At 67.1% G+C, this 14766-nt stretch carries 19 protein-coding genes; 7 read left to right on the top strand and 12 right to left on the bottom strand.

All coding sequences use genetic code 11. The features are described from left to right. Positions 1–65 precede the first annotated feature (65 nt). The 10 genes from AC069I_RS17145 to AC069I_RS17100 form a co-directional block, all read right to left on the bottom strand. The gene (locus tag AC069I_RS17145) at positions 66–368 is read right to left on the bottom strand and encodes an antibiotic biosynthesis monooxygenase family protein (protein ID WP_478232530.1); all 303 of its coding nucleotides are present in this window, start codon (positions 366–368) and stop codon (positions 66–68) included. Then, a complete protein-coding gene (locus AC069I_RS17140; protein ID WP_478230535.1) occupies positions 365–712 on the bottom strand; it encodes an antibiotic biosynthesis monooxygenase family protein in 348 nt (115 codons plus the stop codon). The genes AC069I_RS17145 and AC069I_RS17140 overlap by 4 nt, the downstream gene beginning before the upstream one ends. Next, complete coding sequence (locus tag AC069I_RS17135) at positions 709–1461, bottom strand: SDR family NAD(P)-dependent oxidoreductase (protein ID WP_478265805.1); 753 nt, start codon at positions 1459–1461, stop codon at positions 709–711. The genes AC069I_RS17140 and AC069I_RS17135 overlap by 4 nt, the downstream gene beginning before the upstream one ends. Before the next feature lie 35 nt (positions 1462–1496). Further along, on the bottom strand, positions 1497–1958 hold the full coding sequence (locus tag AC069I_RS17130; protein ID WP_478265804.1) for an anthrone oxygenase family protein: 462 nt from the start codon (positions 1956–1958) through the stop codon (positions 1497–1499). 27 nt (positions 1959–1985) lie between these two features. Next, complete coding sequence (locus AC069I_RS17125; RefSeq protein WP_478230532.1) at positions 1986–2453, bottom strand: SRPBCC family protein; 468 nt, start codon at positions 2451–2453, stop codon at positions 1986–1988. 1 nt (position 2454) lies between these two features. Then, positions 2455–2691: an acyl carrier protein gene (locus AC069I_RS17120; RefSeq protein ID WP_478265803.1), complete on the bottom strand. Its 237-nt coding sequence runs from the start codon at positions 2689–2691 to the stop codon at positions 2455–2457. A gap of 47 nt (positions 2692–2738) precedes the next feature. Beyond that, positions 2739–3989: a ketosynthase chain-length factor gene (locus AC069I_RS17115; RefSeq protein ID WP_478230531.1), complete on the bottom strand. Its 1251-nt coding sequence runs from the start codon at positions 3987–3989 to the stop codon at positions 2739–2741. A gap of 111 nt (positions 3990–4100) precedes the next feature. Further along, positions 4101–4478, bottom strand: a complete 378-nt coding sequence (locus AC069I_RS17110; protein ID WP_478230530.1) for a SchA/CurD-like domain-containing protein — start codon at positions 4476–4478, stop codon at positions 4101–4103. Further along, complete coding sequence (locus tag AC069I_RS17105) at positions 4478–5221, bottom strand: SDR family NAD(P)-dependent oxidoreductase (protein WP_478230529.1); 744 nt, start codon at positions 5219–5221, stop codon at positions 4478–4480. Before AC069I_RS17105 ends, AC069I_RS17110 begins: the two co-directional genes overlap by 1 nt. 257 nt (positions 5222–5478) lie before the next feature. Then, on the bottom strand, positions 5479–6894 hold the full coding sequence (locus AC069I_RS17100; protein WP_478265802.1) for a peptide MFS transporter: 1416 nt from the start codon (positions 6892–6894) through the stop codon (positions 5479–5481). Between the two features lie 243 nt (positions 6895–7137). Between AC069I_RS17100 and AC069I_RS17095 the strand changes: the two genes are divergently transcribed. The 7 genes from AC069I_RS17095 to AC069I_RS17065 all read left to right on the top strand — a co-directional run bounded on the left by AC069I_RS17095 (position 7138) and on the right by AC069I_RS17065 (position 12274). Beyond that, a complete protein-coding gene (locus AC069I_RS17095; protein ID WP_478232521.1) occupies positions 7138–7791 on the top strand; it encodes an SDR family NAD(P)-dependent oxidoreductase in 654 nt (217 codons plus the stop codon). Between the two features lie 90 nt (positions 7792–7881). After that, entirely contained in the window at positions 7882–8217 is a 336-nt protein-coding gene (locus AC069I_RS17090; protein WP_478265801.1) for a TcmI family type II polyketide cyclase, read from the top strand. Then, complete coding sequence (locus tag AC069I_RS17085) at positions 8214–8642, top strand: cupin domain-containing protein (RefSeq protein WP_478230814.1); 429 nt, start codon at positions 8214–8216, stop codon at positions 8640–8642. Before AC069I_RS17090 ends, AC069I_RS17085 begins: the two co-directional genes overlap by 4 nt. Next, the gene (locus tag AC069I_RS17080; RefSeq protein WP_478230815.1) at positions 8639–9892 is read left to right on the top strand and encodes a beta-ketoacyl-[acyl-carrier-protein] synthase family protein; all 1254 of its coding nucleotides are present in this window, start codon (positions 8639–8641) and stop codon (positions 9890–9892) included. The genes AC069I_RS17085 and AC069I_RS17080 overlap by 4 nt, the downstream gene beginning before the upstream one ends. A 375-nt stretch (positions 9893–10267) precedes the next feature. Then, positions 10268–11110: an alpha/beta fold hydrolase gene (locus AC069I_RS17075; RefSeq protein WP_478230816.1), complete on the top strand. Its 843-nt coding sequence runs from the start codon at positions 10268–10270 to the stop codon at positions 11108–11110. 9 nt (positions 11111–11119) lie between these two features. Next, complete coding sequence (locus tag AC069I_RS17070) at positions 11120–11995, top strand: helix-turn-helix domain-containing protein (RefSeq protein ID WP_478230817.1); 876 nt, start codon at positions 11120–11122, stop codon at positions 11993–11995. Positions 11996–12019: 24 nt separating this feature from the next. Then, positions 12020–12274, top strand: a complete 255-nt coding sequence (locus tag AC069I_RS17065) for an alpha/beta fold hydrolase (protein ID WP_478230821.1) — start codon at positions 12020–12022, stop codon at positions 12272–12274. A 54-nt stretch (positions 12275–12328) separates the two neighbouring features. On the opposite strand, the gene AC069I_RS17060 is transcribed toward AC069I_RS17065, so the two are convergent. After that, positions 12329–13357 carry a hemolysin family protein gene (locus AC069I_RS17060; protein ID WP_478230818.1) on the bottom strand — a complete coding sequence of 343 codons (1029 nt, stop codon included), beginning with the start codon at positions 13355–13357 and terminating at the stop codon, positions 12329–12331. Continuing rightward, a complete protein-coding gene (locus tag AC069I_RS17055) occupies positions 13354–14715 on the bottom strand; it encodes a hemolysin family protein (protein WP_478230819.1) in 1362 nt (453 codons plus the stop codon). Before AC069I_RS17055 ends, AC069I_RS17060 begins: the two co-directional genes overlap by 4 nt. Positions 14716–14766 lie beyond the last annotated feature (51 nt).

The following is a 14766-nucleotide window of genomic DNA, read 5'->3' as shown; positions in this document are numbered from 1 at the left end:
CCGACGGGATCGTTGTTCCCGCTCGCGGCGCTCGGGTACGGGTGACCGCATGACGGCTCTCCTGCTCAGTAGGTGGCTCGCACCTGGTAGATGTCGAACGGCCTGGACAACCGCGTGTCCCGGAACGGACGCAGCGGTGCGGTCTGGGCCCGGTGCTCCGGTCCACGCTCCCACTCCTCGAAGGCGGTGACATCGCTCCACGAACTGACCACCACGAACCCGCTCGGGTCCGAAGTGGACCGCAGCAGCTCGTTGCCGAGCAGTCCGGGGACGCCGGCCAGCCGGACACTGGCCTCGTGGTAGGCGGCCTCGATCCGGTCCGGCTCCTCGGTCGCGTGGTACAACAGGACCCGCACTCCGCCGCTCACCGCGCTCGTTCCCAGTCGTGAGGAGACTCGGTGCTCGCCGTGCCCGGCAGGTACGCCACCACGCGCATGGTGGTCATCGAGCCGCCGGAGCGGAACGGGTGCAGTTTCCGCCGATGCTCCAGATGGCGGTCGCTGGTCTCGAACTCACGGAACAGCGCCTCGCTCACCCAGTCGCTGACGATGTAGTAGACGCCTTCGTCCTCGGACCGGGACAACCACTGTCCGAGGTTGGCGGGGTGGGAGGTCACAGAATCGCCTATCTCCAGCCAAACCCGCTCGAAGTCGCCTTCGGCGCCGGGGTTGATCTGCATCCGCAGCATCACGCGGAAAGCGTCGCCCGTCACGAGATCCCTCCGTCCACCGGGATGACCCCACCGGTTATGTACCTGGCCAAATCGCTGGCCAGGAACCGCACCACGTCGCTGACCTCTTCCGGAGAACCGAGCCTGCCGAGCGAAGTCTTCTCCGAGTAGCGCGTGACCATCGCGTCGCGTTGCTCGGCAGGCAGAGCCTCCAAGGCTTCCGTGTGGATCATGCCCAGCGACAGGACGTTGAACCGGATTCCCTGCGGACCGAACTCCCGCGCCAGTGTGCGGTTCAGGCCGTGCAACGCCGCCTTGGTGGCGGTGTAGTGGGCCCGTAACGGGATGCCGACCTCGATGGACTTCGAGCTGATCCCGATCACCGAGCCGCCGGCGGTGAGTAGCGGCAACGCCTGCTGGACAACCAGGTGTACCGCGGTCAAGTTGGTGTCGACGATGCGCTGCCATTCGGCGACGCCCAGTTCCAGGTATGGGACGTGGCTGATCGCGGCGGCGTTGTTGACCACGATGTCCAGCCTGCCCAACCGCGACTTGCATTCTCCGAACAGATCGGTGACCTGCGCGGGATCAGCGAGGTCCGCGGGCAACACGTGGTGCGCACCGCCGATCTCCTCGAGTGCCCGTTCGAGCGAGGCGGCCGCTTCCTTGTCCTGGCGGAAGCACGTGACGACGTCGACACCGTCCCTCGCGAGAGCCAGCACGATGCCGCGGCCCACTCCCCGGGTTCCCCCGGTGACGAGCGCCTTCTTGCCTTTCAAACCGAGATCCATCTTCCCCTCCGCGTCCTGATCGGATCGATGATCTTTCACAACAGCAGCCCCACCGCGGCGCAGTTGGCCAGCAGCGCCGACGTCGCCGACACGGTCCGGGCGCGGTTCCAGCCACCCCAATGCCGTCGCGGATCCCTTTCCGCGAAGTCGTCCGGCAGGTTCTCGGGGTCCAACGTGCGAATCCACTTGTTGACAGGGACGTTTTTCACCAGGGAGATGACGACCGTGCCCGCTGCCAGCAGGCCTGCCGCACCGAACAGCACCTGGGTGCCTGCCGGATCCGCCGCCAGTGCGAGCACCCCATCACCGAGCACCGTGCCGAGGAAGCAGAGGGGCATGAACGGGTCATAGCGTGTCGAGAAGAACCCGTGCGCCTGTACATAGCGCGCGGCGGGCAAGGTATCGAGCAAGGGCCAGCCACCGAGCTGGGTGCCGACCAGCACTCCTGCCGCCAACCCGTTCGCGAGCAGAACCACCGGAATCACGATCTCGAGCACCGCGCACCTCCAGCCGACGTGGTCGGGTCAGCCGACGGCGGCACTGTCGCGTGCGGCCGCTTCCACCTTGTCCTTGATCAACCGCATCTGCACCGGTGTGTTGCCATCCAGTCGCTCACGCATCGCCTCGTCACCGATCGGTGCCTGCGGCTTCATCTCAAAGTCCTGCACCCAGCGCATGCGGACACCCCGCTCGGTCTGGAGGTACTCCCAGAAGATCCACATGTACTTGAATGGACCGGTTTCCACACGCTGAGAACGCACCGTCCTGGTCGCCGCGTCCGGTGTTCTCGCCGAAACCCAGCTCCACACCTTCCCGCTCTCGTCCGGATGCAACGAAAGCCGGAAGATGACGGTCTCGCCACGTCGTTCCAGGATGGTCGCCTCCGAGTACTCACTGAAGAGCCGCGTCCATGATCCGATGTCATTGGTCATTTCCCAGACGAGGTCCATGGGTGCGTCGATGACGATCTCGTTCTCGGTGTGCCCTGCCATTTCAGATCCTCGCCTCCACGAACTGGGCATTGATGAATTCGACGGCCTTCGCCGGCGTGGGCATCTCCGCGATCGCGGAGTCCGGAATCGAAAAGCCGTAGCGGCGCTCCACCTGCCTGGCGAACTCCAGTACGGCGAGCGAGTCGTAGCCGAGTTCACCGAACTCGACATCGGCGATATCACCATTCAGATCGACTTCTTCGTCGACTCCCCCGCTCGCGCGCAGGATCTCTTTCAATTCCTCGAAGGTGAACCTGTCCGTCATCTTCTCGTCCCTTTCACTGTTCACAGCGCCTTGGCCCTGGGGAGATCCGTGAGTACGAGTGCCGCGTTGAAGCCACCGTGACCGCGCGCGAGGACCAACGCGGTACGCACCCTCCCGTCCCGGGGCTGGTTGGTCACCAGATCGAGATCGCAGCCGGGTGCCAGCCGGGCCGAGCCGACCGTGTGCGGGATGACGCCGTCCCTGATCGCGAGCAGCGCCGTGGCCACGTCCAACGATGCGCCTCCGCCGTACAGCCGTCCGGTCAACGTCTTCGGTGCCGTCACCGGCACCCCACGCGAACCGAAGACCGCGCTGATGGCCTGGGCTTCGGAAAGATCATCTGCCCGCACGCCCGCGGCATCGGCGAAAACGACGTCCACCTCCTCCGGATTGACGCGCGCGTCCGCGAGTGCCCGCTCGATCGTGCGCCGTAGTGCCGGCGGCCGTGCCGACCCCGGAGGGGGGTCGAAACCGGCGGCGTGGCCCGCGATCGCACCGTAACCGGATCCCTTGTCACGGTCCTGAGCACTCCGCGCGCTTTCCACGATCAGGATGGCGCCGCCTTCGCCCGGCAAATAGCCGCTCGCTTCGGCATCGAATGGCAGGTAGGCGCGATTTTGATCATCCACAGTGGAGAGCTTCCCGTTCGAAAGCTGAGCGACCAGGCCGTAGGGGCAAAGAGAAGCGTCGGTGCCACCACTGACCACCAGACGAGAACCACCGTGAACGAGTCTGCGGGCCTGGTTCAACGCGTCCAGACCACCTGCCTGTTCACAGCACAGCACGCCGCTGGGACCACGCATGCCGAAACGGATCGAGATCTGTCCCGTGGTCGCCGCGTAAAACCAGGCGATCGACTGATAGGCCCCGACACCCGACGGACCGTCGAGGTACAGGCGCTCCATCTCGTGCTGGCCGAATTCGGTGCCGCCGGACGAGCTCGCGGTGACGACGGCCATCTCGTAGTCAGGAAGCTCCGCGGGTCGCACGTCGGCGTCGGCCAGAGCCGCTTCGGCCGCGGCGAGCCCCAGATGTGTCCAGCGGTCCGTCTGTGGGATCAGCCTGCCGGGTACCCGCTCTTCGGCGAGGAAGTTCGGCAGCTGCCCGGCAAATCGGACCGGGTAGTTCGAAGGGTCGAACCGGGTGATCCTGGTGACGCCGGATTTGCCTGCCAGAACCGATTGCCAATGTTCCGCAATGCCGATACCCGTCGGCGCCACCACACCGATACCCGTTATGACCGGGCTGGTGGCCGCACCAGATGCGTTCATCGAAAGACCTTTCCGAATATCGGTCCCGCGTGTTTTCCATCGCTTCTCAAGACTGGTCGACCTGCCTGGAAACTCCCTCCAAGCCCGCTGAACGGCCGAAATCGCGAGGTCTCATCCCGCCGCGGGGTGCGACTCCACGGAGAACTGGGAGATGACCTGCATGGTGGCGTCACGGAAGTAGGCGCCGAAGGCAGCCGGGGTACTCGTGTCCCGTGGCGTCTCGAGATAGGGTGCCAGTTTCTCTTCGATCAGGTGAACACCACGCTGACTCGCCATATGCTCGGCGATCGCGGAGAAGTCACCTTCATAGTGGATCACCCGGACCATCACGTCGTCCTTGATGAACACGGCGGTCCCGAGCAGTCGCCCGGCCCGCCTGTCGTCCGCGTCCCGGAACCGGGGGTCGTCCACTCGCTGGAATGCGGCGAAGATCTCGGCGATTTCGGTCTCATGGCCCGGTTTGACCCGATAGGTGATAGCGGCGTACATCAGATCCCTCCATCCACGTTCAAAGTCGCCCCGCTGATGTAGCGGGACGTGTCTCCGCTGAGGAAGAGCACAGCGCCGGCGACGTCCTCAGGACCGCACAGCCTGCCGAGCGCGGTCATCCGGGTGATGCGGTCCACGACGGGCGCGGGCAGGCCCGCACCCGGTTCGGTCTCGGTCAGCCCCGGTGCGACCAGGTTCACGCGAATACCTTGTGGGCCAAGGTCTTTCGCGAGGGCCCTGGTGAATCCCGTCAACGCGGACTTGGAGGCGGAATAATGCACTCCGTTGACCCGGCCGCGCTGTGCCACCGAAGATCCGATGTTCACCACCGCGGCACCGGCCCCCAGCAGGCCCAGCACGGCTTGGGTGACCAGGTAGGCGGCGGTGACATTGTGCTCGAAGACACGGTGCCATTCCTGTTCCGGGAGCTCTTCGAAAGGCGCAGATCCGTCCACACCGACGTTGTTCACCAGAACGTCGAGTCCGCCGAGCGTATCCGCCGCGGCTGTCGCCAGGGCGGCCGCTCCCGCACGCGTGGTGACGTCGGCCTGGACCACTCGATGCCCGGCTCCACGCTCCTTGAGTTCCCGGGCCAGGCTCTGCGCGTCTTCGTCTTCCGTGCGGTGGCCCGCGACGACCGTCGCACCGACGTCGGCGAACGCCAGCACGGTGGCCCGTCCGATTCCTTTGCTGCCTCCGGTCAGCAGCACCCGTTTTCCGGACAATCCCTGATCCACCATCATCTCCTTGACTTATTGAGGGGAAGGGCGAACGTGGCGTGGTCGGCGCGGGGTGGTCGTGAGTGGCGTTTCGGGTTCTAACCCGAAACGCCACTCACGACCTCCGCGCAAAGCACCCAAAACGGGCACACGGGGGTGTTTTTGTGTCCCTTGTAGACAGTTGGGACGCGATCAGCCCGGCAGGCCGGGCCTCCAGCACGCAGCATTTGACCTTCCCCTCAACAGGAACCCAGAGGTTCACGAATTCGCGGTGAGTCGCGTCAGGACAAACCGCGTGTCAGTGCGTGGCGCCCCACCCAGAAGGCGACCCCGCAAAGGATCGCGGCCGAGCCGAGAAGCGAGTAGTAGAGCGGTTCCGGCATGACCGTGCTGAGCCGGACCACGCCACTGCCGATGCCGCCGCCCAGACCGGCGAACAGCCACAGCATCCCCAGTGTTCGCCCCAGAAATCCCGCGGGCAGCACGTCCGCCGCGGCGGAGATCGTCACCGCCGCGATGATCACTTCCCCGCACGCGTGCGTCAGATAGACGAGCACCATCCACCAGGGCGAGATCTTGGTGCCGTCGGCGCTCACCAGCGAAGTGGCCACCGACATGACCAGGAAGCCCGCGCCCACAAGAAGCAGGCCGACACTGAACTTGGTGCCGACATTGTGCCGTCCTCCCCAACGTGGCAACGCCGAGGCGATCACCGGCGCCAACAGGAGAATGAACAACGGGGTCGCCGCCTGCAACCAGCTCGCGGGCATGACGAACCCGAGCACCTCGAGGTCGACATGATCCCTCGCGAACAGGTTCAGGAGTGACGCGGCATGGGCGACGATCATCCAGAACAGCGCGGAACCCAAGTACACGAACAGAAAGAAGGTCAGTCGCCTGCGGTCGTCCGATTCCAGCGCTGGATCGGCTCGTAGCCGGACATAGCAGATGATCGGTGTCACCACGCTGAGCAGCCCGATCAATCCGATCGCCACGACGGCGCTGAGCAGACCAGCGATCGCGAGCCCCGCCAGTACCACCACGACCGCCGGGCACAACAGGGCCAGCCGCCGTATCAGCGTCCGACGCTCCGGCGCGTCGAGCGGCCGGATCGCCGTGGCACCGACGCCGTGGAACTGGGCGGAGGTCACCCGGAGCTGAACCGTGGTGGCCAGGAGCACCAAGGCGATAGCCAAAAAGGCGAGATGCCAGCTGACCCGCTCGCCGAGGTAGCCGGCGATCAACGGTGCGAGCAACGCCGACACCTGGGAAGCGACGTACATCAGCGAGATGCCGGCCTCCCTGCTCCGGCTGCCGCCGAACATCATGTTGATCATCGCCTGGTGGTTCGGCTTGTAGACGGCGCCCCCGATCGCCAGCATGGGCAGCGCCGCGGCGGCCGTCCATCCGGCTGGAATGGACAGGAGGAGGTAGCCGACGACGTTCACCGCACAGCCCGCGAGCAGCGCGGTCCGGTTGCCGAGCCAGCGGTCACCCACCCAGCCGCCTGCAAGCGACAACATGAACATCAATCCGATCCATGCCCCGAACAAGGCCGCCGCGTCCGCCATGGCGAGGCCGAGGCCCCCACGCTCCGCCGGCGCCGACGCATACAGCACGAGAATCGCCTGCAGACCATAGAAACCGAACCGCTCCATCGCATCGCTCGTGAACAGAGTCACGTACCAGCGAGGCATTCTCCTCACGCCGACCGGTCGGTCGTCCCGCGTCCCGCGCTCGGCCCGTGTGGTGGGCACCGCCGCGTCGTCCACACCCTGTCCCTCCGCCGGAAGCCATGCGAAGAAAGGGATACCGACGAGGCCTGGGGAATCCCTGGGTTCCTGATCCGCCCCGGTGCCCGGCTCCACCACGGCACCAGCCGCGTCTCACACTTCCCGGCCATGGTGTTCCGGACATTCAGTCAGGTAGTGAGGAGCACCATGGCCGAACAACGCACCGCCTTGGTCACCGGAGCCAACCGAGGGCTGGGGCAAGCCGTCGCCGCCGAACTCTCCCGGCGGGGGCTGAGGGTCGTGCCCACCGCACGACAGGCCGGAGGGACGAACGGGGCCCAGGTGCTGGACGTCACCGACGCCGAGAGCGTACGAAGGGCTGCGGAGCAGGTCGGCGCGGTCGATGTACTGATCTGCAACGCGGGTGTCCTGCTCGACGGCGGCACCGATCCGCTGTCCGTGTCGCTGGATCTCGTTGAACGCACCCTGGCGGTGAACCTGCTGGGCGGCTGGCGGGTGGCTCAGATTTTCGTCCCGGGGATGATCAGCAGAGGATGGGGCCGAGTGGTCTTCGTCTCGAGCGGGACCGGAACCTTCGACGGAGGGCTCTTTACCGGCGCACCCGGCTATTCGGTGTCGAAGACAGCGGTCAACGGGCTGACCACGATGCTGGCAGCGCACACGAAGGACACCGGGGTGCTCGTGAACGCGGTGAACCCAGGGCCGACGCGGACCAGGATGATGCCGTCGGCGCGGCGATCCGTGAAGGAGTCCGCGGACGACATCGTCCATGCCGCAACACTTTCCGACGACGGACCTTCCGGGACACTCCTCCGGAACAGACGGCCAGCCCCCTGGTAGCACCCCGCGTGTCGAGCACGACTTCAGATGTTCCCCATCGCCTCTGGGAATCATCGGCTGGTCCGCGAAATCCGATCAGAAGGGACGACCGTGCACCGCACCTTGATCGTGGCGAAGCTGCGGACCGACAATCCACAGCAGATCGCCGACGCCTTCGCCGAATCCGACGCGACCGAACTGCCGCACATGATCGGTGTGTCACGACGAACGCTGTTCACCTTCCACGACCTGTACTTCCATCTCGTCGAAGCCGACGAGGACATCTCGCCCAGCCTGTACCAAGCCCGCAAACACCCGCTGTACCAGAAACTCAACACCACGCTCGCCGAACTGGTCTCGCCGTACGACCCAGGCTGGCAGGAGCCGAAGGACGCGATGGCCGACCCGATCTACGTATGGACCACCGAGAAGGGGCAGACCACGTGACGACGACCCAGCCGACGAAGGTGCGCGCCGAGGATGTCGCGTCCAATCGCAAACGCGGTGGTGACATCCGTGTCACCCTGAGTCCGAAGACCGTGGGATCCACCTCGGGTTTCGGCGGCTTGCTGTGGCTGGCCGCCGGTGAGGTGGTCACCGAGCACTACCACCCCTATTCCGAGGAGTTCCTGCACGTCATCACGGGCGATCTTGAGATGAAGTTGGACGGCGAGGCGGTACGGCTCGCCGCAGGGGAATCACTTCTCGTGCCGATCGGCGTGCGTCATCGGCTGGTCAACGTGGGCGAGACCCCGGCACAGGTGGTGTTCCACTTGTCACCACTGGCTCCGAGACCCGACCTCGGCCATGTGGACACCGAAGCACCGGCACATCCGGATCAGCCGGGCCCCGACGTCGGAGCGGCCCGATGAAGAGGACGCCCGTCATCACCGGTATCGGCGTCGTGGCGCCCGGCGCGTTGGGCAGCACCGCGTACTGGGACCTCCTGTCCGGAGGACGGACCGCCACGCGCCCGATCTCTCTGTTCGATGCCGGCGGTTTCCGGTCCCGGATCGCCGCGGAGGCGGACTTCGACCCGGCCGCGGCCGGACTGTCCGCCCAGGAGATCCGGAGGATGGACCGCGCCGCCCAGTTCGCGGTCGTGTCGGCCCGGGAGGCGGTGGGAGACAGCGGGTTGCGCTTGGACGCGCTCGAGCCGGAACGGGTGGCTGTCGCCATCGGCAGCGCGGTCGGCTGCACGATGGGCTTGGAGGAGGAGTACGCCGTGCTGGCCGACGACGGCAGGCGGTGGCTGGTCGATCACACCTATGGCGTTCCTCATCTCTACGGCTACATGGTTCCGAGCACGCTCGCCGTCGAGGTCGCACAGGACGTGGCCGCCGAGGGGCCTGTGGCACTGATCTCGACGGGGTGCACCTCGGGTCTCGACGCCGTCGGGCACGGAGCGGCGTTGATCCGGGAAGGCTCGGCGGACGTGGTGCTCGCGGGTGCCACCGACGCTCCGCTGTCACCGATCACGTCCGCTTGTTTCGACGCGATTCGTGCCACGTCGGCGAACAACGACGACCCTGCTCACGCCTCGCGCCCCTTCGACGCGCATCGGGACGGCTTTGTGCTCGGCGAGGGAGCCGCTGTACTGGTTCTTGAGGACAAGACCGAGGCCCGCCGCCGTGGAGCGCGAATCTATGCCGAGGTATCGGGTTTCGCCAGCCGCAGCAACGCTTTCCACATGACCGGGCTGAAACCCGACGGTGCCGAGATGGCTGAGGCGATCACACATGCGCTCCGGCAGGCCGAAATCGACCCCACCGACGTCGGATATGTCAACGCGCACGGATCCGGCACGAAACAGAATGACCGCCACGAGACCGCCGCGTTCAAACGCAGTCTCGGCGCCCACGCGTATCGAGTCCCCGTGAGCTCTATCAAGTCGATGATCGGACACTCCCTCGGGGCCATCGGCTCTCTCGAATTGGCGGCCTGCGCGCTGGCTTTGGACCATCAGGTCGTTCCTCCGACCGCGAACCTGCACAACGCCGACCCCGAATGCGACCTCGACTACGTGCCGAACACGGCGCGGGAGCACAAGATGGACGTGGTGCTGAGCGTGGGCAGCGGATTCGGAGGCTTCCAGAGCGCCGCCGTCCTGACCAAGGTGTGAAGGCCTCCCCTGAACGAGAACAAGTCGACACCGCGCTGCCACCGCACGGTGACTGCATCGCGGAGTGCGGCGACACTCGACTCGGTGTCGACTCGGCGACCGGACGCGGGCCGCGTCGACCACCACAACAGCCTTGCAGAACACCCCCATTGAAGTATCCGCGCCGCGCCATACATTGCTGCGTGAGGCTGGCTTGCCACCGCTCCCACCTTGGCAGGGCCGGCGAACATCGGCGATTAAGCCTGGATTCCAAGCCAGGCGCCTTATCGACACCAGTGTGGCGGACACGGCACACATAGCGGTCGCCCTGGGCACGCTCACGTTGAGTGACATTTGTCCAAGACCGGATGGTCGGTGACCATGCACCATCCTCGTATGAGTGAGAACGGTGATGAGCATTCGCAGGGGATACACGTGGTGCACGACGGCCCGCGGCAGGCGCCGCCGCTGTTGCTCATCCACGGATCGGGGGCGTCGGGCGCCTTGTGGAGCCCGGTGGTCCCGGCCCTTGCCGGCCACCACCACGTCATCCGGGTCGATCTCCCGGGCTGTGGCCAGTCCCCACCCTCGCCGTCTTACGACGTGCCCGCGCAGGCGAGCGGAGTGGCGGCGGTGCTCGACGAGCTCGGCCGGGGTCCGGTCACCGTTGTCGGGCATTCCAGTGGCGGTTACGTCGCCACCGCCCTCGCCGAACAGCGCCCCGACCTGGTGCGCTCGGTCGCGTTGATCAGCTGCGGCCCGCATCCCGGCGCGCTGCTTCCCCAGCCGTTGATCCTTCGGATCCTGCTGGGCCCGCCGTTCGGCCCGCTGATCTGGCCGAGGCGTTCGGACGCGATGATTCGCAAGGGAATCGGGGCAACGGCCGCTCGCCCGGTGGACGTACCCGACGACGCGGTCGCCGATCTCAAGCAGATCTCGTACCGCACCTTCAGGACGATTTTGCGCCGCAACACCGAGTACATCGCCGAGCGCGGTGTGCCCGATCGTCTCGCCGCCCTCACCGTTCCGGTGCTGGCGGTCTTCGGTGCCGCCGACCCTCGCTGGGACCCGGCGTCGGTGCGCCAGTACGAGGTGGTGCCCAACGCTCGGATCGAACTGCTGTCCGGCGTCGGACACCTCCCCACGTTCGAGGCGCCCGAGGCGATCAGCGACCTACTGCTGAGCTGGACCTCGCGGGAACGGACCGTCGACACCCCGCCCAAGGTCCCCGATCCCTAGACTGGTCGTGTGCTGTCGACTGGAACACCGCCGGACTGGAAAGCGGTGGACATCGCGGTTCCGCGCCGGTGGGATCGGCTGCCGGGGATCAGCATGGCCGGGTTCCGCCAGAGTCTCCCCGCTTCCGTGGACATCGCCATGGTCGCGCACCCATCCGTCACCGTGCTCATCGACCTGAGCGAGGGAGAGGGCGTCGTCTGCGACAGCGGCGGCCGGCGCGAGTGCGGCAGTGTCGTCATCGGGCTCATGCCCGGCGATCTGCGGGCAGGTGGCCGCGTGGGCGAATGTCTCCAGATCCGGCTGGAGCCGGACGTGGCGGCCGGGGTGCTCGACGCGGCACCCGATCTCAGCGGGACGATGGCGCCCCTGGCGGACGTCTGGGGTCGCGACGCCGGGCGGATCGAAGACCGGTTGCGTGCCGCCGCGTCATGGGATGAACGGTTCAGGATCGCGGCGGAGGTCGTGGGCCAACGGATGCGCGCCCGCACGCCGGTCGAACCGGGAGTCGCCCACGCCTGGCGGCGGACGCTCACGAGCCGCGGGCGGATACAGGTCGACAGCTTGGCAGGAGAGGTCGGCTGGGACCGCAAGCGCCTGTGGTCCCGCTTCCGGTCCCAGCTCGGAATCAGCCCCAAACGCGCCATCAGACTGGTGCGGTTCGACCACGCCGCCCACCTCCTCGCGGCCGGTCGTACCGCCGCGAGCGTCGCCGCCGAGTGCGGCTACGTCGACCAGTCCCACCTCCACCGCGAGGTCAAGGCGTTCACCGGGCTCACACCCTCGGTCGTGACCGTCGCGCCGTGGCTCGCCATAGACGACGTCGCGTGGCCCGCATCATCACCGACCCGCAACCCTGCAACAGCCAGCGGCGCTGTCCGCCGATGACCGCCGGATACTGATCAAGTTGTTCTGCCGGATGCGGTCACGTCAGGGCTTCCGCAACGACCTCACCACCCGACGCGACGGCGCGGGAAAGTCGCACAACCCACCTTGGTGATCGCGAGCCGCCACGACGGATCCGTGCCCTTCGCCCACGCCGAAGCCCTCGCCTCGACGATCCAGCACAGCACCCTGATCGAGAGCGAAGCCGAGAGCCACTTCATCTGGTTCAGCCGGGACTGGGCGGCGATCAGCGTCAAGATCCGCGACTTCCTCGCCACCTGAAACCCCGGCGGGGCGAGACCCAAGACCTGGTCCCGCCCCGCCTTTCGTGACGAATTACCCGGCCGTCGCGACCTGGTTGTCGGCCGGGAGGAGCTGGTCGAGCAGGTCGTGGAGGGTGACCAGTCCGATCGGCTCGTCGCCGGTGCCGACGAGCGCCAGGTGGTTGCGGGTGTCGCGCATCGTGCTCAGCGCCGCGTAGACCGGTGTCTCCGCCGGCAGGGTCAGCACCGGCCGCATCAGGTCCGCCGCGGTCGTCCCGGCGGGCGGGGTCAGGGCGTCGCGGACATGCACCACGCCCACCGTCCGGTCCTGATCCCGTACGACCAGCCGGAGATGGCCGCTCGTCCGCGCGGCCGTCTTGATCTGCTCGGCCGTGGCCTGGGGCGGCACTACCGCGACGTCTTGGATCGGCCGCAGGACCTCGCGCAGCGGGCGGGTGTTGAGTTCCAGCGCAGTGGCCAGCCGGTCATGCCGCCCGGCGTCCAGCGCGCCCGCCTGCGCGGAGTGATCCAGCAGTTGCCGCAGCGCGTCCGGGCCGCGGCCGGCGCTGACCTCGTCGACCGGCTGCACACCGACCCGCCGCAGGCACCAGTTCGCGACGCCGTTCAACCCGACCAGCACCGGGCGGGTCAGCCACATGAACCCGCGCATCGGAATCGCCAGCAGAATCGCGGATTTCTCCGGATGCGCGATCGCCCACGACTTCGGCGCCATCTCACCGACCACCAGGTGCACGAACGTCACCACGATCAGCGACAGCACGAACGCGACCACGTCCGCGGTCACCGCGGGCAGGCCCCACCCCTCCATGACCGGGGTCATCATCTCGTGCACGGCCGGTTTGCTGATCGCACCCAGCGCCAGCGTGCACAACGTGATCCCCAGCTGTGATCCGGCCAGCAGCAACGACAACTCCCGCGCGCTGCGCAACGCGGCACGTGCCGCCACCCCGGTCTCGGCCGCCTGTTCCAGCCGGTTGCGGCGGGCGGCGACCAACGCGAACTCGATCGCGACGAAGAACGCGCTCAAGGCGACGATCAACGCCGATAAGGCCAGCGCCGCACCGGTGCTCATCCCGGTCATCGGGCCACCTCCTGGGCCTGCAGCAGCCGCAGCGTCACCGTGTGCGGGACATGCCGCTCAACCGAGCGCACGGTGATGACGACCTGCCGATCCGGTTCGTCGTCCTCGGCTCCCGCCGTCCGGGGCAGGTCCACGGTCACGCTCTCACCCGGTTCAGGCAGCCGTCCCAGTGTGGTGATGACCAGCCCGGAGATGGTCTCGTACTCGCCCTCGGGCAGATCGTGCCCGAGTAGTCGTTCGACCTCGTCGATGTGCGTCGTCCCGGACAAGGTCCACCCGTCCGCGCCGGCGGTCGCCTCGTCGGCGCCCGCCGGGTCGTGTTCGTCGGTGATCTCCCCGATGAGTTCCTCGGCGATGTCCTCCAGGGTGATCACCCCGGCCAGCCCGCCGTACTCGTCCACCACGCAGGCGAACTCCTCACCCTCCGCCCGCAGCAGCTCCAGCACACTCGGCAGCGGCAGCGATGAGGGCACCATCACCGTCGGACGGGCCACCTCCCGCGCCGGCGACCCCGCCGCGGCCTCGGTGTCCAACCTGAGCACATCACGCAGGCAGATCACCCCGATCACGTCATCGATGTCCTCGCCGACCACCGGCAGCCGGGAATGCCCGCCGGCCATCACCGCGAGCACCTCGCTGACCGGCTGGTTCGCCGCCACGGTCGTGACCCGCGGCCGGGGGATCATCGCGTGCTCGGCGGTGCGCTCGTGCAGATCCAGCGTCCGGTCCAGCAGCGCCGACAACTCCACCGGCAGATCCCCGCTGTCACGCGACTCCGCCACGATGTGCTCCAGATCCCGCGCCGTCGCGGCATGCTCCACATCGTGCACCGGCTCGATCCGCAACATCTTCAGCAGCAGGTTCGAGGCATGATCGAACAACCGGATCAGCCACCCGAACAGCGCGAGGTACAGCTTCGTGGACCACGCCAGCCAGCGCGCGACCGGCTCCGGCCGCGCGATCGCGAGGTTCTTCGGGAACAACTCCCCGAACACCATCTGCACCACGGTGGAGAAGAGCAGCGCCAGCACCGTGCCGACCGCGACCCCGACCGCCTGTGGCACACCGACGCCGCCGAGCAGCTCACCGATCCCGGCACCGACCAGCGGCTCGGCCACATACCCGACCAACAGGCCGGTCACCGTGATCCCCAGCTGAGCACCCGACAACATGAACGAGGTCCGCCGCGTGATCCCCAAGGCCCGCTCGGCACCCACATCACCGGCAGCAGCCGCGGCCTTCAGCCGAGACCTGTCCACCGCCATGTAACCGAACTCCTGAGCGACGAAATAGCCGGTCAGAGCGGTCAGGAGCAGCACCACGACCATCCCGAGCAGGATGGTCAACACCGTCATCATCGCGCCGTCACCACCGGGAAACGGTCACCGGGAGGGCGCGTGCGGCGAACA

The organism is Amycolatopsis sp. NPDC043885 (genome assembly GCF_056435685.1).
Note: the sequence above shows the minus strand (reverse complement) of the source record. Positions and strands in the feature narration are given on the sequence as shown.